This window comes from Phyllobacterium sp. P30BS-XVII, assembly GCF_014138335.1.
Classification (GTDB): domain Bacteria; phylum Pseudomonadota; class Alphaproteobacteria; order Rhizobiales; family Rhizobiaceae; genus Phyllobacterium; species Phyllobacterium meliloti.
In genome coordinates this window covers 1-25,082 of sequence record NZ_JACGXO010000010.1, presented here as the reverse complement: position 1 = coordinate 25,082, position 25,082 = coordinate 1, and the positions used below count along the sequence as shown (strand labels likewise).

At 53.0% G+C, this 25,082-nt stretch carries 28 protein-coding genes; 15 read left to right on the top strand and 13 right to left on the bottom strand.

The window, feature by feature from the left end:
- Positions 1–2: 2 nt before the first annotated feature.
- Complete coding sequence (locus FHW17_RS22265) at positions 3–704, bottom strand: polysaccharide deacetylase family protein (RefSeq protein WP_182510854.1); 702 nt, start codon at positions 702–704, stop codon at positions 3–5.
- Positions 705–943: 239 nt separating this feature from the next.
- On the opposite strand from FHW17_RS22265, the gene FHW17_RS22260 reads away from it, so the two are divergent.
- Positions 944–1,300, top strand: a complete 357-nt coding sequence (locus tag FHW17_RS22260) for a DUF4260 domain-containing protein (RefSeq protein ID WP_182510853.1) — start codon at positions 944–946, stop codon at positions 1,298–1,300.
- Between the two features lie 19 nt (positions 1,301–1,319).
- Here the strand turns inward: FHW17_RS22260 and FHW17_RS22255 are convergent, their stop codons facing one another.
- On the bottom strand, positions 1,320–2,225 hold the full coding sequence (locus tag FHW17_RS22255; RefSeq protein WP_182510852.1) for a LysR family transcriptional regulator: 906 nt from the start codon (positions 2,223–2,225) through the stop codon (positions 1,320–1,322).
- Positions 2,226–2,339: 114 nt separating this feature from the next.
- Between FHW17_RS22255 and FHW17_RS22250 the strand changes: the two genes are divergently transcribed.
- Together FHW17_RS22250 and FHW17_RS22245 are read left to right on the top strand one after the other, a co-directional pair.
- Positions 2,340–2,957 carry an FMN-dependent NADH-azoreductase gene (locus FHW17_RS22250; RefSeq protein ID WP_112526987.1) on the top strand — a complete coding sequence of 206 codons (618 nt, stop codon included), beginning with the start codon at positions 2,340–2,342 and terminating at the stop codon, positions 2,955–2,957.
- A 474-nt stretch (positions 2,958–3,431) separates the two neighbouring features.
- Positions 3,432–3,890 (top strand): MgtC/SapB family protein, encoded by a 459-nt coding sequence (locus FHW17_RS22245; protein WP_112526983.1) that lies wholly within the window; start codon positions 3,432–3,434, stop codon positions 3,888–3,890.
- Here FHW17_RS22245 and galE read toward each other — a convergent pair whose 3' ends face one another.
- Positions 3,891–4,883, bottom strand: a complete 993-nt coding sequence (gene galE / locus FHW17_RS22240; RefSeq protein ID WP_112526982.1) for a UDP-glucose 4-epimerase GalE — start codon at positions 4,881–4,883, stop codon at positions 3,891–3,893.
- Positions 4,884–5,182: 299 nt separating this feature from the next.
- On the opposite strand from galE, the gene hemA reads away from it, so the two are divergent.
- Positions 5,183–6,460, top strand: a complete 1,278-nt coding sequence (hemA, locus tag FHW17_RS22235) for a 5-aminolevulinate synthase (RefSeq protein ID WP_112526978.1) — start codon at positions 5,183–5,185, stop codon at positions 6,458–6,460.
- A gap of 54 nt (positions 6,461–6,514) precedes the next feature.
- On the opposite strand, the gene FHW17_RS22230 is transcribed toward hemA, so the two are convergent.
- The 3 genes from FHW17_RS22230 to mscL all read right to left on the bottom strand — a co-directional run bounded on the left by FHW17_RS22230 (position 6,515) and on the right by mscL (position 9,314).
- Entirely contained in the window at positions 6,515–7,567 is a 1,053-nt protein-coding gene (locus FHW17_RS22230; protein WP_112526976.1) for an AbrB family transcriptional regulator, read from the bottom strand.
- Positions 7,564–8,730 carry a pyridoxal phosphate-dependent aminotransferase gene (locus FHW17_RS22225; RefSeq protein ID WP_112526974.1) on the bottom strand — a complete coding sequence of 389 codons (1,167 nt, stop codon included), beginning with the start codon at positions 8,728–8,730 and terminating at the stop codon, positions 7,564–7,566. Before FHW17_RS22225 ends, FHW17_RS22230 begins: the two co-directional genes overlap by 4 nt.
- Positions 8,731–8,900: 170 nt before the next feature.
- Positions 8,901–9,314 carry a large conductance mechanosensitive channel protein MscL gene (gene mscL / locus FHW17_RS22220; protein ID WP_112526972.1) on the bottom strand — a complete coding sequence of 138 codons (414 nt, stop codon included), beginning with the start codon at positions 9,312–9,314 and terminating at the stop codon, positions 8,901–8,903.
- A gap of 225 nt (positions 9,315–9,539) precedes the next feature.
- On the opposite strand from mscL, the gene FHW17_RS22215 reads away from it, so the two are divergent.
- A complete protein-coding gene (locus tag FHW17_RS22215; protein ID WP_112526970.1) occupies positions 9,540–10,880 on the top strand; it encodes a hybrid sensor histidine kinase/response regulator in 1,341 nt (446 codons plus the stop codon).
- Positions 10,881–10,896: 16 nt separating this feature from the next.
- Here FHW17_RS22215 and FHW17_RS22210 read toward each other — a convergent pair whose 3' ends face one another.
- The gene (locus FHW17_RS22210) at positions 10,897–11,565 is read right to left on the bottom strand and encodes a response regulator transcription factor (RefSeq protein ID WP_112526968.1); all 669 of its coding nucleotides are present in this window, start codon (positions 11,563–11,565) and stop codon (positions 10,897–10,899) included.
- 230 nt (positions 11,566–11,795) lie between these two features.
- Between FHW17_RS22210 and pip the strand changes: the two genes are divergently transcribed.
- Positions 11,796–12,746, top strand: coding sequence for a prolyl aminopeptidase (pip, locus tag FHW17_RS22205; protein WP_112526966.1), 951 nt, complete (start codon positions 11,796–11,798; stop codon positions 12,744–12,746).
- Between the two features lie 65 nt (positions 12,747–12,811).
- Here the strand turns inward: pip and FHW17_RS22200 are convergent, their stop codons facing one another.
- Both FHW17_RS22200 and FHW17_RS22195 read right to left on the bottom strand, forming a co-directional pair.
- The gene (locus FHW17_RS22200; protein WP_091883259.1) at positions 12,812–13,255 is read right to left on the bottom strand and encodes a VOC family protein; all 444 of its coding nucleotides are present in this window, start codon (positions 13,253–13,255) and stop codon (positions 12,812–12,814) included.
- A gap of 143 nt (positions 13,256–13,398) precedes the next feature.
- Positions 13,399–13,842, bottom strand: coding sequence for a hypothetical protein (locus FHW17_RS22195; protein ID WP_182510851.1), 444 nt, complete (start codon positions 13,840–13,842; stop codon positions 13,399–13,401).
- Between the two features lie 132 nt (positions 13,843–13,974).
- On the opposite strand from FHW17_RS22195, the gene FHW17_RS22190 reads away from it, so the two are divergent.
- The 3 genes from FHW17_RS22190 to FHW17_RS22180 all read left to right on the top strand — a co-directional run bounded on the left by FHW17_RS22190 (position 13,975) and on the right by FHW17_RS22180 (position 16,577).
- On the top strand, positions 13,975–14,322 hold the full coding sequence (locus FHW17_RS22190) for a DUF952 domain-containing protein (RefSeq protein WP_182510850.1): 348 nt from the start codon (positions 13,975–13,977) through the stop codon (positions 14,320–14,322).
- On the top strand, positions 14,319–15,416 hold the full coding sequence (locus tag FHW17_RS22185) for a quinone-dependent dihydroorotate dehydrogenase (protein WP_182510849.1): 1,098 nt from the start codon (positions 14,319–14,321) through the stop codon (positions 15,414–15,416). The genes FHW17_RS22190 and FHW17_RS22185 overlap by 4 nt, the downstream gene beginning before the upstream one ends.
- A 75-nt stretch (positions 15,417–15,491) precedes the next feature.
- Complete coding sequence (locus tag FHW17_RS22180; RefSeq protein WP_182510848.1) at positions 15,492–16,577, top strand: D-alanine--D-alanine ligase family protein; 1,086 nt, start codon at positions 15,492–15,494, stop codon at positions 16,575–16,577.
- Here the strand turns inward: FHW17_RS22180 and FHW17_RS22175 are convergent.
- The 3 genes from FHW17_RS22175 to FHW17_RS22165 all read right to left on the bottom strand — a co-directional run bounded on the left by FHW17_RS22175 (position 16,574) and on the right by FHW17_RS22165 (position 18,865).
- Positions 16,574–17,929, bottom strand: a complete 1,356-nt coding sequence (locus FHW17_RS22175; protein WP_112526957.1) for an MATE family efflux transporter — start codon at positions 17,927–17,929, stop codon at positions 16,574–16,576. The two genes, FHW17_RS22180 and FHW17_RS22175, sit on opposite strands and share 4 nt — an antisense overlap.
- Positions 17,930–18,024: 95 nt before the next feature.
- The gene (locus FHW17_RS22170) at positions 18,025–18,522 is read right to left on the bottom strand and encodes a CAP domain-containing protein (protein ID WP_182510847.1); all 498 of its coding nucleotides are present in this window, start codon (positions 18,520–18,522) and stop codon (positions 18,025–18,027) included.
- 76 nt (positions 18,523–18,598) lie between these two features.
- Positions 18,599–18,865 carry a DUF6460 domain-containing protein gene (locus FHW17_RS22165; RefSeq protein ID WP_091883242.1) on the bottom strand — a complete coding sequence of 89 codons (267 nt, stop codon included), beginning with the start codon at positions 18,863–18,865 and terminating at the stop codon, positions 18,599–18,601.
- Between the two features lie 294 nt (positions 18,866–19,159).
- Between FHW17_RS22165 and tssI the strand changes: the two genes are divergently transcribed.
- The 6 genes from tssI (at position 19,160) to FHW17_RS22135 (ending at position 24,164) form a co-directional block, all read left to right on the top strand.
- A complete protein-coding gene (tssI, locus tag FHW17_RS22160; RefSeq protein ID WP_182510846.1) occupies positions 19,160–21,286 on the top strand; it encodes a type VI secretion system tip protein TssI/VgrG in 2,127 nt (708 codons plus the stop codon).
- A 15-nt stretch (positions 21,287–21,301) separates the two neighbouring features.
- The gene (locus tag FHW17_RS22155) at positions 21,302–21,679 is read left to right on the top strand and encodes a hypothetical protein (protein WP_182510845.1); all 378 of its coding nucleotides are present in this window, start codon (positions 21,302–21,304) and stop codon (positions 21,677–21,679) included.
- A gap of 8 nt (positions 21,680–21,687) precedes the next feature.
- Complete coding sequence (locus FHW17_RS22150) at positions 21,688–22,992, top strand: TNT domain-containing protein (RefSeq protein ID WP_112526949.1); 1,305 nt, start codon at positions 21,688–21,690, stop codon at positions 22,990–22,992.
- Positions 22,985–23,257, top strand: coding sequence for a hypothetical protein (locus tag FHW17_RS22145; RefSeq protein WP_112526947.1), 273 nt, complete (start codon positions 22,985–22,987; stop codon positions 23,255–23,257). Before FHW17_RS22150 ends, FHW17_RS22145 begins: the two co-directional genes overlap by 8 nt.
- 148 nt (positions 23,258–23,405) lie before the next feature.
- Positions 23,406–23,714, top strand: a complete 309-nt coding sequence (locus FHW17_RS22140) for a PAAR domain-containing protein (protein ID WP_112526945.1) — start codon at positions 23,406–23,408, stop codon at positions 23,712–23,714.
- Between the two features lie 72 nt (positions 23,715–23,786).
- Positions 23,787–24,164: a hypothetical protein gene (locus FHW17_RS22135; RefSeq protein WP_162700492.1), complete on the top strand. Its 378-nt coding sequence runs from the start codon at positions 23,787–23,789 to the stop codon at positions 24,162–24,164.
- A 63-nt stretch (positions 24,165–24,227) separates the two neighbouring features.
- Here the strand turns inward: FHW17_RS22135 and FHW17_RS22130 are convergent, their stop codons facing one another.
- Positions 24,228–24,713, bottom strand: coding sequence for a VOC family protein (locus FHW17_RS22130; RefSeq protein ID WP_112526941.1), 486 nt, complete (start codon positions 24,711–24,713; stop codon positions 24,228–24,230).
- Between the last annotated feature and the right edge of the window lie 369 nt (positions 24,714–25,082).

Sequence of the window (25,082 nt, the reverse complement as noted above, 5' to 3'; positions counted from 1 at the left end):
GATCAGCCGGTCACGGATTTACGCAAAACATTCAGCCAGCCATCGGTGCGGCGGACGATCTTGCGCGGCAAGAGCAGTTTGTCATCCTCGGGTGTTGCCCGGCCCCGCTGGGTTGTGGTGGCAGTCGTAAAGCCTGCTTCCTCAACTATCGTCCTGACATCGCCGGACAAATCGCCATAGGGATAGCAAAAGGCATCCACAGTGCTGCCAAGCATGTCTTCGAGTTCGCGTCGTGAACCGGTAATCTGGCGCCGGGCTTCATCAAGATCGACCTGTGCCAGATGCACATGATCAAGCGTATGAGCACCAACTTCGTGCCCCATTGCGGCCCATTCCAGCATTTCCGCTTTGGACATGCACGGCGCATGAGGAACGCCTACGGGCACGTCCCATTGATTGAAGCCCCCGATCTGCCGACTGACGAAGTAATTCGTTGCGGTGAAGCCAAGTTCGTTAAGGACGGGCAGTGCGTGGAGATAGACATTCCGGAAACCGTCATCAAAGGTAACGCCAACCACCTTTCCGGTCTTTTCACCTGCGAGGTAAGGCTGCAAATCGCGCATCGACAACCCCGTATAGCCCATGCGTTTGAGCCATTTCATCTGGCGCTGAAAATTGCCGGGGTCGACGGTCAAATAGCGGAATGGGCTGCCCCGTCCTGCTGGCTTATCGATCTGATGGTACATCAATATGGGTATTGGCATTTTACATAAGCTCAAATGAAAATCGGGGCATTTTGAAATCTCTGAAACAAGTGGGATATAGCAGGCCTGCTTCCCGTATAGTGGACATATCAATTGTGCCTTTTTCAGCGCAATAATCACCGAATGTCTGAAATAATCTGATTCTCGGCAATCAGATACATCTCCAAGATGATGGCTGGATTGCCGCCGCCAAAATTCGGGATATAAATTGACGCAGTGCAAGGGAGCCACATACCATTATGACCATTCTGCTGCGGATTGAAGGAGCAATGGTGGCTGTGCTTGCCATAACAGCTTATTCGCTTTTTGGCCTTAGCTGGTGGCTTTTTATTGTGCTCTTCCTCGTGCCCGATATCTCAATGCTGGCCTATCTCAAAGGTCCGAAGATTGGTGCGATCTGCTATAATGCGGTGCATCTTTATGCTCTGCCTATCATTCTTCTGGCGGCTGGCTGGTGGTCCGGCTCCAAACTCGTCTTGTCCATTGGTTTGATATGGGTATTCCACATCGCCATTGATCGCGCTCTTGGGTACGGCCTGAAATTCTACAGCGCGTTTCAGGACACGCATCTCGGGCGCATCGGAAAAAAGGCGTGATCCGACAGATCTTCCTAGATCAATAGTTGCACGAATCCATTTCCTGCTTGAAGCGTTCGATCCACCATGTAGCGGCGGGCCCGAGGGGCCTGTCTGCCATATGAAGCGCAAAAAGCGGATAACTCCCCTCGGGATAGGGTTCGAGATCAAGCTTAACCAACCGACCCTCGGCAACATCATCGCTTATCATCCATTTGGGTAGACCGCCCCACCCCAGACCAGCGACCATCAAGTTGTGTTTGATGCCGACATCGGTCATCCGCCACGTCTTATAAGCGAAAACACCGAAATCCCGGCCTTTCGTTTGCTCGGAAAGATCGGTGACAACAAGCTGAACGTGATCGCGGATGAATGATAAGGGAACTGGTCCCTTGTACAGGGCAAGCGGATGATCAGGCGCAGCGGCGGGCGTCATAGCCATTTCCCCAACCTTCATCGTCACCAGATCATCGCTTGGTTGAAGCGGCGGTCCGCCAATGCCGATATCTGCCTGCTTCTTCAACACAAGGTCCCACACCATACCCAGCGCGCCAACATGCAGACGCAGACTGACGGTCGGAAAGTGCTGCTGAAAGGCCTTCAAAACATGGATGAGAACCGGAGAAGGTACGGACACATCAACGGCAATCGAGATTTCCGCTTCGAGGCCCGCTTTGAGGCCTTCAGCCCGCGCCCTCAAGCTTTGCAGGGCTGACGCCATGCGCCGCGCATCCTCAAGCATGGCGAGACCCGCATCGGTCAATCGCGGCTGTTTGGTTCCCACACGGGTAAAAAGCTGCAGTTCGAGCTGGGATTCAAGATTGGCAATCGTATAGCTGATAACCGATTGGGAGCGATTGAGGAGCCGGGCAGCGGCGGAGAAACTGCCCGTGTCGGCAACGGCCAGAAACACCTGGAGCTGATCGAGTGTTGGGTTCGGCTGCATGATCTATCTACTTTTTAGATGAGTTTGATAGATATTTTCCCAGTTTTCTAAATGGATGTCGAGGGCCAAATTGCAGGCACGAAATCAATCATCCTTTTAGAAGGTACTTAGATCATGTCATCCATTCTTCTCGTTACATCCAGCCCTCGCGGTGCGGCATCGCATTCAACCGCGGTTGCCAAAGAGTTTGCAAACAAGCTGCAGCGGGCAACGCCCGGTAGCCAGATTGTCACCCGCGATCTTGCCAGCCATCCGTTGCCGCATATTGATGCCGAATACACGGCTGGTATCTATACACCGGTTGAGGCACGCACACTTGAGCAGCAGCGCGCTGTTGCTATCTCGGATAAGGCGGTCGACGAGCTTTTTGCAGCAGACAGCATTGTAATTTCGACAGGCTTCATCAATTTCAGCATCTCTTCAACGCTGAAATCATGGATTGATCACATCGCCCGTGCGGGCAAGACATTCAGCTATGGCGAAGATGGCCCCAAGGGCCTTGTTACAGGCAAGAAAGTCTACCTTGTGATCGCATCCGGCGGCGTTTACTCGGAAGGACCAGCTTCAGGTATGGATTATGCTACGCCGTACCTCAAATCGGTGCTCGGTTTCCTTGGTATGACGGATGTTGACGTTGTTCGTATCGAAGGCGTTGGCATGGGGCCAGAAGCAGCAGCCAAGGCGATTGCGACAGCCGAAGAACAAACCAGCCATTTGGCCCTTGCGGCCTAACGGATCAAACCAGTAAGGGGGTGGATAGCAATCCACCTCTTTTCCCATGTAATGATATGGATTTTTGGAACAGAAGAGCGATCCGCTTATCAGCGATCTGCTACTTCAATGCCTTGTGTTCGGCTTCGTCAAGCCGGCGGAGCTGATCAAGCAAGCTCTCAGGCACGGTGTCTTCCACCTTGTAGATACCTGCAGCACGTATTGCCGTCCTGTAGGACGACTGCGATATCTGTCGTCGCAAGATTCTTGATAACTGTTTTTCGTTGGTCCGGTTGGCGCCGTCCATCGCATTACTCCAACTCTACTTCGTGGTCTTAAACACCTTCCCAGCGAAGAAGGTTCCCCTTTTCTAGACTTATGTGCGTTAAGACAATGTGTCTCTCCGCCGCATGGCCTCCGGAAGGACAAATGTCGTGACCCCATCGGGAACTGTCCGCGTCGGCAGGCGTTGTAAAGCAACCTTTCCTCCGGCCAATGGGGTATGTTTTGTACGAAATATTTCAATATCTTAATTCCTTGCCCATCGTGCAGCACGTGATCACTCTTGCAGTTGCCTATGTGCTTGCCTTTCCAATCGGGTGGGAACGGGAAATCGAAGAGCGTAGTGCAGGCATGCGCACATTTCCCCTTGTCGCACTTGCCAGCTGCGGCTTTATTCAGGGCACCGAAGGTGTCATGGGAGAGCACCCGGAAGCCACGGCGCGCATCATCGAAGGATTGATCACTGGCGTCGGCTTCATCGGCGGCGGCGCGATCCTGCAAATGAAAGATTCCGTGCGCGGCACGGCTACCGCCGCCAGCATTTGGGCGACAGGGGCCATCGGCGTTGCGGTTGGCCTGGAGAGTTATGATGTGGCTTTTATCATCTCCCTTGTCACCTTCCTGACATTGAGATTAATGCTGCCACTCAAAAAGGAAACCAAGGGAAAATAACTAGCGGCCCGAGTTGCGGCTTCCAAGAGCTTTTTCCCACATCAGGGCCGATTCGACGATGGCATCTAGATTGTCGAGACGCGGCTCCCAGCCCAGATCTTTTCTGGCTCGTGCGCTGTCAGCGACGATGGACGCCGCATCGCCTGGACGCCGATCCGTGAGGCGAGCGTCAATAGGCGCACCGTGAACTCGCTCGACGCTTTCAATCACATCACGCACGGAATATCCCCGGCCATAACCGCAATTGGCGGTGAGGCTGCTGGCGCCTGTGCGCAGGCGATCAAGTGCAAGGCGGTGGGCTGCAACGAGGTCGCTCACATGAATATAATCACGCACGCACGTACCATCGGGCGTGGGAAAGTCGTGGCCGTAAATTTCCATATAGGGCCGTTTGCCAAGCGCTGTTTCACAAGCAACCTTGATCAGATGGGTTGCCCCTCTCGTGGATTGGCCGGACCGGCCCTTGGGGTCAGCGCCAGCAACATTGAAATAGCGAAGCGCCGTGTAGCGGAAATCATGGGCTGCTGCCGTGTCACGCAACATCCATTCGGTCATCAGTTTGGAAACACCATAGGGTGATTGCGGCTGAAGCGTCGTATCCTCGGTGACGGGCTCCATACCGCCGTCGCCATACACAGCTGCCGTCGATGAAAAAATGAAATTCCGCACATCCGATTTTATGACCGCTGCGATAAGGGAGCGGGATTTTGAGGTATTGTTTTCATAGTATGTGAGCGGGTCGCGAACCGAATCCGGCACGACGACCGAACCAGCAAAATGAATGACCGCATCAACATAATTGCGCTCGATGGTTTCACGGACAAGGTGCTGATCCGCAATATCGCCGACTATGAGTTTGGCTTCCGGGGGCACTGCCCATTCAAATCCGGTGGATAGCCGGTCGATGACAACAACAGACTCCCCCGAATCCAATAATTCCCAGACCATGTGGCTGCCAATATATCCGGCGCCGCCGGTTACGAGTACTGTCATCTGTTAACCTCTGAACCATGAATACAGCTCTCAGCTATCATCTTGCCGTATTTCGGCAAGAGTGCAAAGCCTTGAAGCGACAGCATAAAAATTCTTCAGCCAAAACGCTTTATGCAGCAAGGAAACCTCAGACTGAACATCATCGCGAACGACGGCGTCCGTGTTCCGCAAATCCTTGGCACTATAGGGCATGCTGAACTTGAACGCTGTCATTTACCAAGCGTGGCAAATTGCCCACCTTCCCGTCATGGATTTTAAGCAGCAAAAACGGTAGTAAGTTTGTGATACAGGAGCAGTACATGGACTATCGTCGGTTTTTCGAAGACGCGATCGACCAATTGCACGCTGAGAAGCGCTATCGGGTCTTTGCTAATCTGGAACGGATCGTGGGAAAATTTCCGCGTGCGCTTTGGCGTACCGCTGATGCCACACGCGAAATAACCGTATGGTGTTCCAATGATTATCTCGGAATGGGTCAGCATCCATCCGTTATCGCTGCCATGCATGATGCATCCAGCCGCATGGGCTCCGGCGCTGGTGGCACGCGTAATATCTCAGGTAATAACCATCCGCTTGTAGAGCTTGAAAACGAACTGGCCGATCTTCACAACAAGGAAGCTGGTCTGGTCTTTACGTCAGGTTTTGTATCCAACGAAGCGTCGATCTCAACCATCGCACGGCTTCTGCCCAATTGCCTGATTCTTTCCGATGAGTTGAACCATGCCTCGATGATCGAAGGCGTTCGTCGCTCCGGTGCAGAGAAGAAGATTTTCCGTCACAATGACGTGGCGCACCTCGAAGACCTGTTGAAAGCAGCAGGCAAGGAGCGCGCCAAGCTGATCGTGTTTGAATCTGTTTATTCGATGGATGGCGATATCGCGCCGATTGCAGCGATTGCCGATCTGGCGGAAAAATACAACGCCATGACCTATATCGATGAGGTCCATGCGGTTGGCATGTATGGCAATCGTGGCGGCGGCATCACCGATCAGGAAGGCCTTTCAGACCGTATTGATATTATTGAAGGAACACTGGCCAAGGCTTTCGGCACACTCGGCGGCTATATTACTGGAGCCAAGACAGTGATTGATGCGGTTCGCTCCTATGCGCCCGGCTTCATTTTCACCACGGCCTTGCCCCCGGTCATTGCGGCGGCTGCCACCCAGTCAATTCGCCATCTGAAAGTATCGCAGGAAGAGCGCAGACTGCATCAGCGTCAGTCGCAGCTTACCAAAGATATTCTGGCTTCGGCAAACCTGCCTGTCATGCACTCGCAAACGCACATCGTCCCGATCCATGTCGGCGATCCCGAGTTGTGCAAGATGGCAAGCGACCGGCTGCTTGAAGTTCATGGCATCTATATCCAGCCGATCAATTACCCCACTGTTCCGCGCGGAACCGAACGTTTGCGCATCACTCCAACACCGTTCCATTCCGATGAGCTGGTGCTTGAGTTGAAGGACGCCTTGGTTGAAGTCTGGACGGCTCTTGGCATCCCCTTTGCCAAGGACAGCGCACCATTGGTCAAGAAAGATGAGCGCGTGGTCACACTCGCCGTATCCAAGGCGGGCGGCTAAAACCCCATTTTCTGAAGCTAGAAGAGGCCCGTCATTTCGTTCGATATGGCGGGCTTATTTATTTGCGTCGGCATTACTCAACCAACGAGCGAGAAATGGGACAGCCAGCGCAATCATCAGGAACCGCGCCACGTGATGAGATGCCACATAGGAAGGGTCAACACCCAGAGAGAAGGCGATCACGGTCAAAGCTTCCAGCGCGCCGGGCGCGAAGGCAAGCGCGATCTGGGCCGGATGGATATCCAGCATGTACCAGACGGCAAAGGCGGCAAGAAATGATGCGACGGTTCCAATGACGAACGCACAGAGAGCTGCGGGCAGATAGCGCACGAGTTGGGTGCGATGCTCCGCTCCGACTCGCGAGCCAATCAGAACACCCAGAATAATCAATCCGATATCAGCGATGGAGCGTGGCACTACGGCTGTCACCAAGGATGCCCCGTGCAGCAAGGCGCTCGCCAGCAGAGCCCCCAGCATCATGCCGCCGGGCACACGGGTGAAGTGACCAAGAAGCGCACCCCCAAGGCCGCAGACAAACAGGATAAGTGCCTCCTGCACCGTCCAGTTATAATTCATCTCAACAACAACGTGCGGCGCGTTCTTTGCGATGATCGCCAGCAGTGGCGCGAGAAAGCCGATCAGCAATAACAGGCGGATACATTGAACCACGGTGATCTTGACCATATTGGCCTGCGTTCCCATCGCCGCAACCAGCACGAAGGAAAGCGCACCCGGCAGCGACGAAAACAGGGCTGTGGGCCCATCCCAGCCAAACCCTTTACGCAGCATCAGATAGGTGAGCCCCGTCACAGCGACCAGCGCGACAAAGAGCATGAAAAAACTCACCGGCCACAGCACCATCTGGTTGATCGTATCAGGCGAAACACCGGAACCAGCCTGAATACCCAGCATGAAGAAGACGAAGACCCGCAGCCAGTCGGGCAAATGAATACGAACACCCGACAGCGATGCGGCCGTAACCGCGAGCGTTGATCCAAGCAGAAAGGGGATAGGCAGACCGACAAAACCGGCGCTGAAAGCGCCAGCCGAGGCAATGAATAGGGAAAGAATGGTGGCCTGGGTATTATTGAGATGTATGCGATTCAACGTTTCCGAATCCAGTCTGCGAGGCGATCGGCAGCCTCCTCGACCTGATCGATTCGCCGGGCAAAACACAGTCGCAGGAAGGCTTCACCACCATCCCCAAAAGCTGTGCCGGGCGCAAGGCCTACCTTTGCCTGATCGACAATATCAAAGGCGGCACGGTATGAATCCATGACACCCTCAATACCGAAGAGCAGGTAGAAAGCGCCTGCGGGCGGCGACAGCCGCACCCTGCCGGTGGCCGCAAGTTTGGCACAGAGAATGTCGCGGGCCTTGTGCGCACGATCAACCTGCATTCGGATAAATTCGTCACCATGATCAAGCGCAGCAACGGCACCGCGCTGCATGAATTGCGCGACGCCCGACGTTGAATATTGAATGAGGTTTTCTACAGTTTTGCCAAGGGAAGGATGGACGGTCATCCAGCCTACCCGCCAACCCGTCATGGCCCAGTTCTTGGAAAAGCTGTTGACGAAAATGATGCGGTCATCCGCGTCCATGACGTCAAAGAAAGACGGCGACCGCTGCGCACCGTAATAAAAATGGGTGTAGATCTCATCGGCAACGATCCACAGACCATGCTGGCGCGCAATCTGCAATATCTCTTTCAGTGTTTCGATATCGGCAGTCCAACCTGATGGGTTGGATGGAGAATTGATGAACAGCGCCTTTGTTTTTGGCGTGATTGCATCGCGGATTTTCTGGGGATCAAGTGTCCAGCCATTTCCGGTGAAATCCTGAATGACAGGAACCGGCGTTGCACCGGCAATACCGGCTGCGGCGGCAAAATTCGGCCATGCGGGCGACAGATAGATCACTTCATCCCCTGCCCCCGCAGTGGCCTGAATCGCAAGCTGGATCGATTGCATGCCGGAGCCCGTGACATAAAAGTGATCTACAGGCAGATCAACATTGAAATGGCGCTTGTGATAATCAGCCAGCGCCTGCCGCAATTCCGGAATGCCTGCCTGCCAGGTGTAAAAGGTCTCGCCATTGGCCAAGCCAGCACTTGCGGCGTCACGGATGAAATCCGGCGTGGGCAGATCGCCTTCGCCTGCCCATAAAGGGATGACACCCTCCTGTCGCCTCCCGTGGTTCATCACGGCAACAATGCCGCTTTCGGGAGCGACAGCCGCTTCGTGGCGCAAATGTTCGATCAGACCCATATGATTTTCTCCAATGCCAGAGGCCAGACGTAACGCAACGAAACTTAATAATCACGTGGATATTTGTGATGTTCCCATCACCGCCGCTGATAGTCTGCTGACGACTTACCGACAGGTATAAACAAAAACCCCGGCACGGGGCCGGGGTTTTAAAATATGTGCGAAACGCCTTAGCGTTTGGCGAGCAGATCGCGGATGTCAGTAAGCAATACTTCTTCCTTGGTCGGCGCAGCAGGGGCTTCAGGAGCAACCACCTCCTTCTTCTTGAGCCTGTTCATGGCTTTCACCACCATGAAGAGAACCCAGGCGATAATCAGGAAGTTGATCACCAGGGTGATGAAGTTGCCGTAAGCAAGCGTTGCGCCGGCGGCGCGTGCGGCAGCCAGTGTAGCAGCGGGCGCTCCCGCCAATTGGATATACATGTTGGAAAAGTCTACGCCACCTGTAATAAGCCCGATAATCGGCATCAGGATGTCGTTAACAATCGAGTCAACCAGTTTGCCAAAAGCACCGCCGATGATCACACCAATGGCGAGATCGACCATGTTTCCCTTCAAGGCAAATTCTTTGAATTCCTTTAGCATGATATACCACTCTCCAGTATTCCGTGTTAATTGGAAGCTGTCAGTCCCCAGTGATGCGACGTGCAACACAGATTGACAGTAACAGATGTTCCTAAATTATTAACAAAAAGTTTTGTTTTATAAGTAGATACGCATTCATTACCGCAGATTTTTCCGCATTCCCATTTTGAGATCGATCCATTTTCATGAAGGCATTTGCCGCTATTTAACGGAAGGTTGAGGCCCATGGTGGGCTGGACTGGCGCGCTCGTCGCACTTTTATATCTCATGGCACACTATGTGCGTACCAAGACAATTGACCGGCATGCTGACAGCGAAAACAGCAGGGGCCGACCGCTCATCCGTGCCTTGGGTTTACGTCGGGGAGATGAGCATCTCGATGCACGTGTTCGCGAACGGACAGCAGAGCTTACGCATGCGAATGAGGAACTGGCAAAAGCACAGCGCCGGGCCGAGGAAGCCAATATCAGCAAGACACGTTTTCTGGTGGATGCGGGGCACGATATCCTGCAACCGCTCAATGCTGCCCGTCTTTATGCGTCCGCACTGACCGAGCAATTGGGCGATCCGCATCAGAGATCCTTGGCGGCCAGCCTCGATTCGTCTCTCGAGGCCGTAGAGTCGATTTTCAACACGTTGCTGGACATTTCACGGTTGGACGCGGGTGCTGTGAAGCCTGCTATCTCTGTCTTTGCGCTGAACACGCTTTTACAGCAGGTGATAGGGGATTTTTTGCCTGCGGCCCTCCGGAAGGGTCTTGAACTCAAACTGGTCGAGAGTTCGGCCATCGTTGCGACAGATCGCAACCTCCTGCGCCGCTTGCTTCAGAACCTCGTTTCGAACGCGATCAAGTACTGTAAGTCCGGCAAGATACTGGTCGGGGTGCGCCGCCGGGGCCAAATGCTTGAGGTTCAGGTCCTTGATACGGGTATTGGTATTGCCAGATCAAAGCTGGACATCATCTTCCGTGAATTCTCCCGGCTCTGCGAGGGCATGAAGGAATCGGATGGTCTTGGCCTTGGTCTATCGATCGTTGAACGCATAGCCAAAACTCTGGACATGTCCGTCGAGGTTCGTTCATGCCTTGGAAAAGGCTCGGTTTTCTCGGTGCAGATGCCGGTGTCAAAAACCAGAGCATCAACGCCTGTCAATGAGATCCCAGCCCTACGGCACCCCAGTTCATTGGATGGCCTGGCAATTCTTTGCATTGACGATGATGAGCATTCGCTTTCCGCGATGAAAGCGCTCTTGCAAAGCTGGGGATGCAAAGTGGACATGTTGAGCCACAGCGGCGCTTTAAGCAGCTTTTGCCAAAATCACACGGCGCCGCCAGATGTCATCCTTGCTGACTACAATCTCGGTGATGCAACCGGTCTTGATCTCGTTGAATATGCTCGTAGCCATTATGATTGTCAGATAAGGGCTGCGCTCGTTACCGCCGAGCGATCCAACCAGTTGCGCGACGACGCCATGTCCGCCAATGTTTCTGTTATCAACAAACCCGTCAAACCCGCAGCCCTCAGAGCGCTCCTTTCGCACTTTCAGCTAACTGATAGCTGCGGTTGAATTGCATTCAGGTCTGCTAAAATTCAACAAGTTCAGTGTTCAAGGTCGCCGTGTCGGACTTGAAACGCGAAAAACGAATGACTGCCTGTGTCCGGCTTTCAACACCGAGCTTATTCAGAACAGCCGACACATGCGCCTTGATGGTCGCCTCCGATACATTAAGCTCGTGGGCGATCTGCTTGTTCAGCATACCGCCAGCCATCATACCGAGAACGCGCGCCTGCTGGGGCGTGAGCCGGCGCAAACAAGCAATCAACTCATAATGCTCAGCATCAAGAGAACTTTCATCCTCGCACGCGGGCGGCGACCAGATTTCACCGTCAAATATTTTGCTGACCGCAAGGCCAATTTTATCCGGCGTCGATGATTTGGAAATAAAACCCGATGCACCCAGTGCAAGAGCTGCGCGAACGGTGAACAGATCATCAGTTGCCGAAACGACTGCAATCGGAATGGCTGGACACAGCGCGCGCAAGGTGATCAAGCCAGTCAGGCCACTAACCCCATTCAACGCAAGATCAAGAAGCACCAGATCAACATCAAATATGTCGAGCAACAATTTCTTGGCGCTCTCCAGATCGCCCACTTCAATAATTTCCGCATCCCATGGCTGCATGCCAAGAGCTGCTTTCAATGCGCCGCGGAAAAGTGGATGATCGTCCACAATGACAAACTTAAATTTCATTATTGAAAAGTCCTTATTTCGAAAAATATCAGCAACTGTAATTTATTGATTTTAATGCTTTCGACTAAAGCGTATTTACCTGATATATCAAGACAAATTTAGTCCACATAAAAGCTCCAAACCCGTGCGGCATGTTCGTTGATATCTGCTAAACACATGAATTGACTTGGCAAAACCATAATCCCGCGCAATCATACGTACATGACGCACAATCTTCGAAAGAAAGATGCATGATCACCAATACTCTTTACCCCGAGACTCAGCCCTATTCCGAGCAGATGCTTGCTGTGTCCGATTTGCACAGTATTCATGTGGAGGAATGCGGCAATCCCAATGGTAAACCGGTCATCATGATCCATGGCGGGCCAGGCGGCGGAATTAATCCCACCATGCGCCGCCTGCATGATCCGGAGCTTTACCGCATCATTCTCTTTGACCAGCGTGGTTGTGGAAAATCAACGCCTTATGCTGAACTGCGTGAGAACACGACATGGGATCTTGTGGCCGATATGGAGCGCATCCGCGAGCATTTCGGTATCGAGAAATGGCAGGTTTTCGGTGGCTCATGGGGTTCGACCCTTGCACTCGCCTATGCCCAGACGCATCCGGCACACGTCACCGAATTGATCTTGCGCGGCATCTTCATGATCCGTCGATTTGAGATTGAATGGTTCTACTCAAACGGCGCGAGCATCATCTATCCAGACCGTTTTGAGGCCTATCAGGAGCATATTCCGGAGGCAGAGCGCGGCGACATGATTGCCGCCTATTACAAACGCCTTACCGACGAGGACCCGGCCGTTCGCTTGGCTGCGGCCAAATTGTGGGCGCGCTGGGAAGGCTCGGCGCTTTCCCTTCTGCCAGATCCAGCGCGAGAAGAGGCTTTTGCCGGAGACCACTTTGCCATCGCATTTGCGCGGATCGAGTGCCACTATTTCCAGAACAAGGGCTTTTTCGACACGGATGATCATCTCCTGCGCAATGCCCATCTGATCCGCGAGATTCCGGGCGTTCTGGTGCATGGCCGCTATGATATGTGTACGCCGTTGCTGAACGCCTGGCATTTGAAAAAGGTCTGGCCCGAAGCCGATTTGCGGATTGTTGAAGATGCCGGTCATTCAGTCACGGAGCCGGGCATTGTTCATGAACTCATTGCAGCAACCAAGAGGTTCGCTGCCTGATATTCCACTTTGGCAACCGGCATAGCAGAATTGCCGGTTGCCACTTCACGCGGCAGATGCGTGCGTTACGCAGCCAGATGCTTGCGCCGTGACTTAACCACCCACAAATGGCCAAACGGATCGGTAAGCACGCCGACACGATCACCATTGTCAAGTTCCTCAACGGCATTGCGCACATGGCCGCCTTCCGACGTGGCATGGTGCATGACACGATCCACATCATCCACATGGATGTCGAGCATGACAGGCGTCGCACCAATGGCGTGAACAGAGCGCGGGCCGCCCATTGAAGCATCCGCATCGCGTTTCGGATTTGCACCCACAATCATGATCACGGATGCGCCCATGCGCATTTCCGCTGCAATCAATTCACCATTGTGCAGATAAGGTCGCCCGACAATCCGCGCACCAAACACATTCTCATAGAAATCCAGGGCCATTTGCTGGTCGCCGTGGCGCACAAAAAGCCGGATGGAAATCTCACCGATCAATCTTGGGCCCTCGTTCATCCTGTCCCTCCAGCGTCAATTATTGAACGACTAAAGTCGTATAATTGCGTGAACAAATCAAGAACAAAATGATGCGGAGAGGCAAGGATTTGCTATTATCCGTGGAAAACAGACCCGGAAAATCATGCGGAAATTCGTGGGGTTCAGGTCTTTTGTGGTTCTGCCTTCGAGCCCTTGTCGTCGTTCTCGAATTCCTTGGCAATGCCCATGAAACGACGCATGAATTTCTCCATGTAGCTCAAGCCTTTTTCAAATTCTTCATCGGAAGGCAGCGCATCGCGTATAACAGGCGGGATTTTGCCTATACTCGCCACCGCCTCTTCCAATTTGGCGACGCGGGTTTTCAGATCAGCCAGATCTTCCTCATAAGCCTTGCGCTCTTCCGTAGCGAGCTTGCAGACCAGCTGGCCGGATTTTTCCTGGCAGATGGACATCTCGCCTGTTTTATTGTTCAGCCTGATATAACCGGTTTCGGTCTTTTCCAGCGAATAGCTCACCGTGTCTTCAGCAAAAGCGCTCGTTGAGCCAGCAATAGCCAGAAGTGGTACAGCCGTAACGGCGGCAAAGAGAGTTCGTGTGCGTGACATGACTGACCTCCGAAATGCAGAACATCCACCTTGAGCGGATAATACGCCGAAAATAGGAATTCGGGTCGAGATTTCTGTTACCGATGTCAGTCTACTCTTTGCGCATTGCGGTTTTGCGTCTAGTAAAACCGCATGAGCAAATTGATTTACAAGATTGCCCCAAGGGCACTTTGGCAGGCGGCAGAAGCTGCCGGTGTGTTTGATGGCGCACCGATTGACCATGCCGACGGCTATATTCATTTTTCGACCGCCGCACAGGCGGTGGAAACGGCAGCCAAACACTTTGTTGGACAGAATGACCTGCTGCTGATTGCAGTCGAGGCTGACCGACTTGGCGAAGCCTTGAAGTACGAAGTTTCTCGCGGCGGTGATCTTTTCCCGCATCTCTATGCATCGCTCCCCATGGATGCCGTTCTATGGGTCAAGCCTCTGCCGCTGGATGCCGACGGCAAACACCAGTTTCCGGAGATGGATGCATGAGCGGGCTGTTTCAGTCGATTGGCCGCAAAGTTCTCTTCACCTTCGACCCGGAAGATGCCCACGGCATGTCGATCAAGGCCTTGAAAACGGGACTCGTTCCGTCCTGTGCCTCAACAAAGGATCCAGCCTTGCGTGTCGAGATTGCGGGACTGAAGTTTCCAAATCCATTGGGTATGGCTGCGGGTTACGACAAGAATGCTGAGGTGCCGGACGCTTTATTGAAACTTGGCTTCGGTTTCGCTGAAATCGGCACTCTCACGCCGCTGGCGCAATCCGGTAATCCGAAACCACGCATTTTCCGTCTGGTTGAAGACAATGCTGTAATCAATCGTCTCGGCTTCAACAATGAAGGTCATGAGGCTGCGTTCCAGCGCCTTTCATCACGCAAGAACCATCCGGGAATTGTCGGGGTCAATATCGGAGCCAACAAGGATTCGGCTGATCGCGTGGCAGACTATGTCGCCGGTATCCGCAAATTCCATACGCTTGCAAGTTACTTCACCGTCAACATTTCTTCGCCGAACACGCCCGGTCTGCGTGACCTGCAGGCGCGCGACAGCCTCAAGGAATTGCTCGGCAAGGTGCTGGAAGCGCGCGATGAAGTTGCTGCACAATCGGGTGCAAGGCGGTCCGTATTTCTGAAGATCGCACCTGACCTGCCTGATGCAAGCCTTGACAATATTGCGGCCGAGGTTGGACTACATCCGCTTGATGGTCTGATCATCTCCAATACCACGCTATCACGCACTGGCTTGCGCAGCGCGAAAAACACAGCCGAGGCTGGTGGACTTTCAGGTGCACCGATCTTTACCCGCTCAACAATTGTTCTGGCTAAAATGCGCCAGCGCGTTGGACCTGATCTGCCAATCATCGGTGTTGGTGGCATTGACAGCGCCAAGACGGCAATCGCAAAAATCCGCGCGGGCGCTGATCTTGTCCAGCTCTACACGAGTATGATCTATCGCGGCCCCGGGCTTGCTGCCGAGATTATCAAGGATATGTCAGCGGCACTAAAACGCGACGGCGTGAGCAACATTGCTGAACTGCGTGACCGCGATGTTGCAGAGTGGGCTGTCAAAGACATCCCAGCCTGATCTTGAAGCGTAATTTTGCCATTGTTCCTCAATCCAAAGGAGCAGCGATATTCCCAACCACATGGAAACAGATTGATGACAAGCAAAAGACGGGTTGCAGTTCTCTTTGGCGGACGTTCAGCCGAACATGAGGTTTCCCTTCTTTCTGCCAGCAATGTCGTCAAGGCCATCGATACGTCAAAATACGAAATAGTGCCTATCGGCATTACACGCAGCGGGCGGTGGCTGCTGGTTGAGCTTGAAGATGGTGGCCTTCCAAAGGTAGTGCCGACAACCGGACCAGAGGTCAGCCTGCTGCCGGGTGGTAAAGGTCGTCTTTTGGTTATTCCGGCAAGTGGCGCGCCGCATGAACTGCCGCCTGTCGATGTGGTTTTTCCAGTGCTGCATGGCCTCTATGGTGAAGACGGCTCTGTGCAGGGATTGGCCGAAGTCGCTGATGTGGCCTATGTTGGCTGCGGGATTCTCGGGTCCGCTGCGGCTATGGATAAGGACATTGCCAAGCGCCTGCTCAAAGAGGCAGGACTGCCAGTCGCGCGAGGCGTGACGATCCAGTTTGGCGAAGCGGCCTCTTTCGACGATATCGCACGCGATCTGGGGACGCCGGTCTTTATCAAACCTGCCCGGCAGGGCTCATCCGTCGGTGTCGGCAAGGCAGCGACTGCGGAAGCCTTTGATGCGGCCATCAAAGAGGCCTTCAAGCACGACCGTAAGCTCATCGTAGAAGAATTCGTTCAGGCGCGCGAGATTGAATTCGGCGTGCTGGAACATGGCGATGGATCATTGACTGTCTCAGTCCCCGGCGAGATCGCTCCGGCGGCAAGCCACGGGTTTTATACCTATGAAGCCAAGTATATCGACGCGGATGGTGCTGCCCTGTCTATTCCAGCCAATCTCCCGACCGCTGTCGCAGGGCAGTTGCAGGATATGGCGGGACGCGCATTCCGGGCCTTGGGCTGTGAAGGCATGGCCCGCGTTGATTTCTTCGTTCGGCCCGATATGAGCATGGTCGTCAACGAGGTCAACACCATACCGGGCTTCACCAATATCAGCATGTATCCGAAGGCGCTTGGAGCGACTGGCATCCCCTATCCCGAACTTGTGGACCGATTGATCCAGCATGCGATTGATCGCGCTGAACGGCAAACCAGCTCATTGATCTAGTTGGCGAACTGCAACCTTGCCCGCCGTGGCAGGATTGCCAGAAGCGACAGTCCCCGCAATCCGAGGAAAAGGTGCAGCGCCAGCCAGAGACCGTGATTGCCCATAAATTGCGGCAGGACGTAATAGGCGGCGAAATAACCGAGGAGTGACAGGATCATCATGTTGCGCATGTCGCGCGACCATGTGGCACCGATGAAGACGCCGTCCATATGGAAGGCCAACAGGCCGGTGACAGGAGCCAAAGCTGCCCATGGCATGTAAAGTGCTGCCATGGCCTGAACATCGGCCGACTTGATCAGCAGGGCAACGATGGCGTTGCCATAGGTCAGGAAGAAAAGTGCCATCAGCGAAGCCAGAACCAGTCCCCACAGGAATGACAGCTTGATGCCGCGATCAAAGGCCGGGCGATAATGTGCGCCTACGGCACGGCCGGAAATCTGCTCTGCGGCCGTGGTTACGCCATCGATCAGATAGCCTGAAATCAGCAGAAAATTCATCAAAACGGCGTTCGTCGCCAATGTTACTGCACCCGCTTCGGTACCAGCGCGGGTGAAATAGGCATAGGCGATAAGCAGAAAGAAAGAACGCAACATGATATCGCGGTTGACCGCAAACATCCGTCGAATGGCATGCATATCGAGGATACGCGCAAGAGAGGGGTTGGGCACCGCGCGAAACTGCCAGTAGACCATCGTCAAGCCAACCAGAAGCGCCACGCTTTCGCCGAGAACTGTTCCCCAGGCAATGCCCGCAACACCCCAACCCTGAACGAGGCCCAGCCAATAAGTCATGATGACATTGACACCGTTCAGCAGGAATTGCAGGTAAAGCCCCTGCATCGCCTTTCCCTGCCCCAGCAACAGACCAAGCACGACGAAATTCCCGAGCGCCATCGGCGAAGAAAAAAGCCGGATCGACACGTAAGTCGACATGGCGTTGGCGACGGCTGAATCCGGGTTCATAAACCTGATTGTCCCGGTCAGAACCAAAGGCGTGATAGCGATAAAAACAAAGCCGACAACCACTGCAATGCCGATTGCCCGCCAGAACACGGCTTGCTGCTCGACATTGTCATGGCGTCCCATGGCCTGCGCCACCAACCCTGTCGTTCCGGCACGCAGAAAATTCATAGTCGAAAACAGAAAATCAAAGACCAATGCGCCGATCGCAAGCCCGCCCAGCAAATGCGGATCGCCAAGCTGGCCAATAACAGCTGTGTCGACAAGGCCAAGCAAAGGTGTCGTCAGCGATGCCAGCATCACCGGAATCGTAATCGCCAGCATCAAGCGATTGGTCACCTCGAATGGGCGAACAATCTTTGATCCATCAGGATTTGACACTTGCGTTGACATGGAAACACCGGAGAAAGAGGCCAGAAGGCTAGCGGTGTTCTATGCCATTGGACGCCGTTCTTTTCCAGCACTATCGGCCAATTGCAGCCGAAAGATTAGCTTGCAAGAACGAGCGCCCAATAGCGCTGGGTACTGCCGCTTGATGCTTCGGAATAGGCAAGACCAAACCGGGTGAATTTTTGATCAAGCATATTACGGCGATGCGGAGGCGAAGCCATCCACATCGCAAAGAGCCGGTCCAATTCCATACGTCCCACCGCAATATTTTCTGCAGCAAGACCATGAATTTCATTATTTCTCACCCGAGTTGCAAAATCGCGACCCCAGCCCGTCGTATGCGACATCCGGCCTGCGCTTGCCATAAAACCCGCCTGCTGCAAGGCGGCTTTCTCCAGAGTGGAATCCGCAGTCAAACCGGCAAGGCCATTTGAAGACCGTATATTCTGAACGAGAGAAGTAGCTGACGACGAAACGCCTTCTCCCTTTCCGGGCGGGCTTGTCACCGTCTGGCACGCTGCCAACGGCAAGAGTACCGAGACAGTTGCAAAACCAAGAAAGCTGCGGCGTGACAAACGAAATTCTGAAGCTGGCATAGGCAATTCCTGAATGAGACACACTGCCGATACCCAGCAATTGTGGCTCATTCAGGCCAGAGAGATATTTTTGCGCTCAGCGTCGAAAGCTTAACAACCGCAGGATGATGAAACAGGGAATGACCACGACGGCACCAAGCAAGAAATAGTCAGCGAAACGCTCAATGGCACCAAAGCCAAGATTCCAGATGCGGCGGGCAAAGTTCTCAAAACCGTAGAGAATATCGAGTGGCGACCAGTTGAACGCACTCATGACCACGCCAACAAAAAGCGAGATGACAACGAGCTTGAGCAAGATGCGGCCGGGCGTGTCTCCCAGAAAACGGTTTATATTGTCTGACATCGATACTCCGGTGATAGGGCGGCAACAGCTGCGATCCCCTTCACATATGGCGATTAGCGATCTGGTTCAAGCAATTGGATTGTCGGTTTCAAGATGGTCGCGGTGGAACACACCCATATCCAAAACAGCATTTGTTCAAAATGATACTGAATTCACCTGGTGATTATTCAAGAATAGAAGGTTTATACCAGCCTAATAATCACTATAGACGAATAAACACTCGACGTCGCTTTTCAAGCAACTTAAAAACAATAAAAGGTTGTGGGTTCGAGACCAATTACAGTTGAGGAATGGATGGAATTTGACTTCACCGACGCAGGCTTGATTCAAGCCGACCGCATTCTTCGCATTTCAACGTCACTGGGGACAGATGTTCTTCTGGCCGAGAAAATGAATATCCGCGAGGAAATCAACGGCCTGTTCGAGATCGCGGTCGACGTCAAATCCAAACGTACCGACATCAAGCCGGAAGAGCTTGTGGGAACGCTTATCGATCTATCGCTGGAAATCGCCTATGGCCAGCGGCGGCCGTGGAATGGTCTTGTCACGGGGTTGAAGGAAGGCCCGCCTGTCTCGCGTGGGTTGCGGTCCTACAGCTTGATCATCCGCCCGCAATTGTGGCTGCTGTCGCAACGCTCCGACTGCCGCATCTTCATGGACATGACCACGGTGCAGATCGTGGAAACGCTTTTGAGCGAACACGGCATCAAGGCCGCGGTCACAGGCGGCGTTGTCACGCCGCCCGCTCCGATGCACTACTCGGTGCAATGGAACGAAACTGACCTTGCCTATCTCACCCGGCGGCTGGAAGCCGACGGCCTGTTCTACTGGTTTGAACATGAGGAAGGCCAGCATACGCTGCATGTGGCAAGCCATCCCTTCGGTTATACGAAGGGTCCTGATACCGATGTCAGGTTTGCAGCGGGTTCCACGGACAGAAACCACATCAGCGAGTTTGCCCGCAATTATCAGTTCACGCCGGGAAAACGTGCTGGCGGCGACTGGAACTTTGAAAAGCCGCAAGGACCGCAGGGGGCAACGACGCCCTCGCTTGTCTCGCTGCCCAAAAATGCCGAATATGAGCTGTTCCACTATCCATCAAAAGCGATGGATCAATCGGCCAATGATCAAGCTTCCAGACTGCGCATGCAGGCGGTGGAAGCGGGTCATGAGCAGATCGAAGGATCATCGACGGTCAGAACGCTGGCGGCGGGTCGGCGATTCAAGCCTTACGAGGTGGCGCATGCGGATCACCAGCACGAAGAATATGTTGTCACCGCCATCGTCCACCAGATCGTTGATTCATCCTACGAGACGGGCGATGGCAAGCTGGAATACGCCAATTCGTTCATAGCCCTTCCCAGCCGATTACCGGCAACACCGCATCGCCATACTACCACTCCGCGGATCGATGGCTCGCAGGTTGCCATCGTCGCCGGTCCGCCGGGTGAAGAAATCCATCCGGATGAATATGGACGCATCAAAGTCTGGTTCCCATGGCAGCGCAACCGCGCCAAGAAAGACGGTTCCGACACCTGCTGGATTCGCGTGATGCAATCCTGGGCGGGCGGCGGTTTCGGCGCACAGGTGATCCCGCGCATCGGCATGGAAGTGATGGTTACCTATCTCGAAGGCGACCCGGACAGACCCGTCGTCACAGGCATCGTGCCTAATCCGAGCACGAAAGTGCCGTATACGTTACCTGACAACAAAACCAAGAGCACATTCAGGACAAACACCCATAAGGGTGACGGCTTCAATGAACTGAGCTTTGAAGATGAGAATGGTCAGGAAGAAATTTATATGCATGCCCAGCGGGATAACCGAATCCATGTGGGTAACAGCCGCTCGAAGCGCGTTGATAACAATCAGGCTGAAAGTGTCGGTCACAATAAAACAATCGAGGTTGGCAACAACCATCACGAGGTGATCGGCGGCAATATGACGTTGATGGTCGGGCCGAATATCCTTCAAAAGGGTGTAACGGCAGCCATGCAGGTTCTGCGTTCCAAGGCCCGCGATCTGCTGTCATCCAATCTTGGTGCATTCACCGACAAGCTGGGCTTCCTCTCCGACGCCACCATGGGCGAGGGCAATCTCGTTATTGGTGTGGGTAAGAACAAGGCTGAGACCGTGATGGTGAGTTCGACGGAAGTGGTGGGAGCAGCAAAAGCGACTACTGTTGGCGGCGGCTATCAACTTACCGTTGGCGGTGTCAAAAATGAAAGCGTTGCCATAGGTTCTTGGGAAGAAGTTGGCCAAACCAAGGTTACAGTTATTGGCCATAAATACGAAATCGTATGCGGCAAGTCTCGGATTCTGATGGAGCGCGATGGGACGATCACTATAGAAGGTGTTAAATTGCTCATCAAGGAAGAGGCCGAACTGACTGTCAAAGCAGGCAAGATCAATCTAAACTGACAGAGGTATTTGATCGTGATGAAGCTTTTGTCTGAGGAATGGCTGGCGGCAGAACAGGAAAACAAGGCACTGCGCAATGTAAAGCGCGAAGAATTCTGGTCAGGACTTGCTGTTACGCGAAGCCGGGACATGGCGGATATCGATATTGCCCCGCAAGAACGCCTTGCCAATATCGCAACGCTGCTTAGTAAAGCTGGGGACAGAACCGACGATGCAGAAATTCTGTCCATTGCTGCTACGGCATTGGTAACTTTGAATGCAATTGGCCCAGGATCGATGGATTTTTCCAGTCTGATCAATCCGATTTACATTACAGACCTAATTGCATCTGCCCGTAAGGCATTTTTCGTTTCCGATGTCGTCCCGACATATGACCTGACAAAGATCGGCTGACAAAGAATATGGTTAATCCTGACATTACAATGGATGGCAGCCAATTGCCGTCCAACTGTTCTTATGTCGATTATGTCGGCAACAAGCTTTATGAGTACGTTGCCGTTATTAAGTTGATCAAGGAGCTTGCGACGAGCGAGGCAGCGCGCCAATCGCTTTTTGATGGTTTTATGGATAGCGCCGCAGGGCATCTCATTAAGGGTGACGTTCTTTCCGGTATCGCCAAGACAGCTAGATCAAGAGCCGCCGACCATGCAGATGCTGCCGTCAATGGATCTTGGGAAGATACAATCAACCAATTCGGGCATGACTGGTTTTCCAATGAGTATACCCTGCCATGGGCAAAAGATGGCAGTCGGGAAATCTATCACAAACGCTTGGCTGCAGACGAAACCCAACGTGCTGCAACCGCCCAAAAAGCCGCAGATTTTGAATATGCTTTGGCAAAAGAAAAGGCTAAAGAGTTTTTTGTATCCCTATGGAAAGCCATAGAGAAGCGTTGGCGTGAATGCGGGATCCTTTATGCCGTTGCCACGACGGCAACGGATGCGGTGTTTCTAGTTGGAGAACTGGCGCTTGGGGCGGGCCTTTCAGCCGGGGCGATGGCGCTGCTTAAATCCGTCAAATTCACAGCCCACGTTAGTCTTCCAGCGATCACAAAAGCCGTAGGTAGCGCAGCTAAAACTGGCGCAAGGGTTACAAAAGACACACTCGTCACTGTAAGAGCAACTATCGGCGTTGCAGGCTCTGCTATGCGTAAGCTGGAGCGTACCTATCGGGCCGGCGATCTGCATGCTGAATTCAAGCTGGATGATGTTCATGCCGGTAATCTTATGGATGACACACAAAACGGAATTAAGGGAAAGACTGATAAAGACGAGCCGGGTGCAAAGCCCAATGGTAAATATACAGACCAGCAACTAGCAACGGCCAAGGAAAAAGGCATCGATCCAAAATGGGTTAAACCGGATGGCAGGATTAACTGGCCGCCCAATGACGGCTTTGATGGGCCAAAAATTATGGAGACTATGCCCAAAGGAACAATGCTTGATCGTTACGGAGACAATAATGGTGGGTATTTAGCACCATCTGGAACACCATTTGGAAAACGAGCATTGCCCGCAAACGATGTAAACCGAACATTACGTCAATACGAAGTTCTCAAGCCTCTTGATTTGTGGTCTGGTCCCGCTCAGCCGTGGTTTGACCAGATTGGTGGTGGAAAGCAATTTATGGTTCCCGACAACAAGGATATAGATTACTTGATTCAAAAAGAATATCTGAAAGAAACAGGGAGTCCCTTCCGTGATTGATGATGACTTTGATCTGCTTATAAAAGCGCTAGATTTAAAAAATGTGCGTAAAGAGCAGTATAAAATTGATATAGTCGGACAAGACGTATTTGGCGAAGATCAGTACGTTTTGAGAAAGTATGATGAAGTATGGTGGCACGTATATTATGAAGAAAGAGGCGTGCAAAAGAGGGTATGTAAGTTCGACCAGTTTACGGAAGCTGCTCATTATCTTTTTTGGAAGCTCACTAAAGTTGAGAGCTTCATAGAAGTTGCCAATGATTGAGAACGTTTGCCCTAAATTCTGTATATGTACGCTCACATAAATGCGAGCGGGGTGCCGTGTCTTCAACTGAACGGATTGGCCATAGAAGCGCAAACGTCATTATGCCAATTGGCAATTGTCAAACTACAATTTACACGATGGAAACAGAATGCCAGCACAAGCGCGTTTAGACGACATCGGTTCCGGCCATGATTGCCATTTCCCTCCGACCAATGCGATTGAGGGCAGTCCTGATGTTATTATCAACGGCAAGAATGCGGTGCGCGTTGGTGACGCCTATGCGCCGCACGGGTGTCCGTCATGCCCAGCGCCATCCCATGGGCGCGCATTGGCGGTGGGCTCACCAACGGTATTCATCAATGGCAGACCGGCAGGCCGTATAGGTGACGCTATTGATTGCGGCGGCGTTGCCCAGACCGGTTCGGACAACGTATTTCTGGATGATGGCTCGGCCTGAACTCAGGTTGCAGCGAAGCTGATAGTCTGGGTTTCCTTCTCGCTTTCCCGTCAATGAGGAGCGCACATGAGAATGTATACCTCTTTGTCCGTCACTCTCATATTGGCCGTCACGTTCGGATCGATAGGCCCCGCTCTTGCGCAAACGAAGAACCCGGTTCGCACTTTGAAATGCTGGGAGGGCGGCAATCGCCTTGAGTTTTCGCTCGATGATAAGGGCAATGCAACGCTGACCCAACTTGTGGGCCCAGAGATTACACTTTTTGAGGATTTAAAGGACCCCGAATGGACTGTTCGCACAGTGTTGGAAAACGGGGTCCTGCGGATACACATTGCAAACAAGCATGGTGCGCTCTTGTCGATATACGCCGCACGAAAGACGCTCGGCCAATTGACGTGGAACAATCCAGCCGCATCTAAAGCCGATGTGCTGTGTGATGTGGATTCCTAAAGCTGCCATTACGGTAACGCCCCGCCATCCCTGAGCACAGCGGGGCATCCGTGATATCTGACCTTAGTCTCCGGCATAGGCCTTCTGCAGGGTCGCAACATCCAGTTTGCGCATTTTGAGCATCGCCTGCATTGCGCGTCCGGCCTTCTGTTTGTCGGCATCGAGCAGCATATCTATCATCGGTGACCAGTTGACCTGCCATGACAAACCGAAGCGATCCTTTAGCCAGCCGCAAACACTCGGCTCACCACCATCGGCAAGAAGAGCATTCCAATAGCGATCAACTTCGGCCTGATCCTTGCACTCGATCAGGAATGACACGGACTCGTTGAATTTGAACTGCGGTCCACCATTGATAGCCGTGAAGATCAAACCATCGAGTTGAAACTCAATAGTCATGATTTCGCCTTCCGGCCCCGGACTGTCCTTCAGATAATGCGACGTGCGCAACACTTTAGAATTGGGAAAAATTGAAACGTAGAAATCTACCGCTTCTTTCGCGTTGAAATCAAACCAGAGATTCGGCGAAATGCGCGTGCGAATGGTCATTGCAACCTCCTTTGATCCATTAACTTGCAAAGGACGTTTGAGAATCCCTCAATCCGACATTCATTGAAAAAATAAATTCCACCCTATCCAATGAAATGGCAGCTTGCGCCTGCTCGTAACTCTACCGCGCCTATATTGATTGTCTAAACCGGCAGGACTGGAACAATCTCGGACGGCGCGTCGATTCAGATGTCGACACACTTGCCTTGGATCGCGACAGAATCTCAGCTTTTCAAAGGAGCATGAATTGGCTGATACTCACGCGTGGATGGGTTGTTGCTCTGTCTGAAGTTTCAGCGCCAGAATGGTTGAGCGCAGTTCGGCCGGGCGGATGGGCTTTGACAGGATTGGTATCTGCGGATCGCCCAC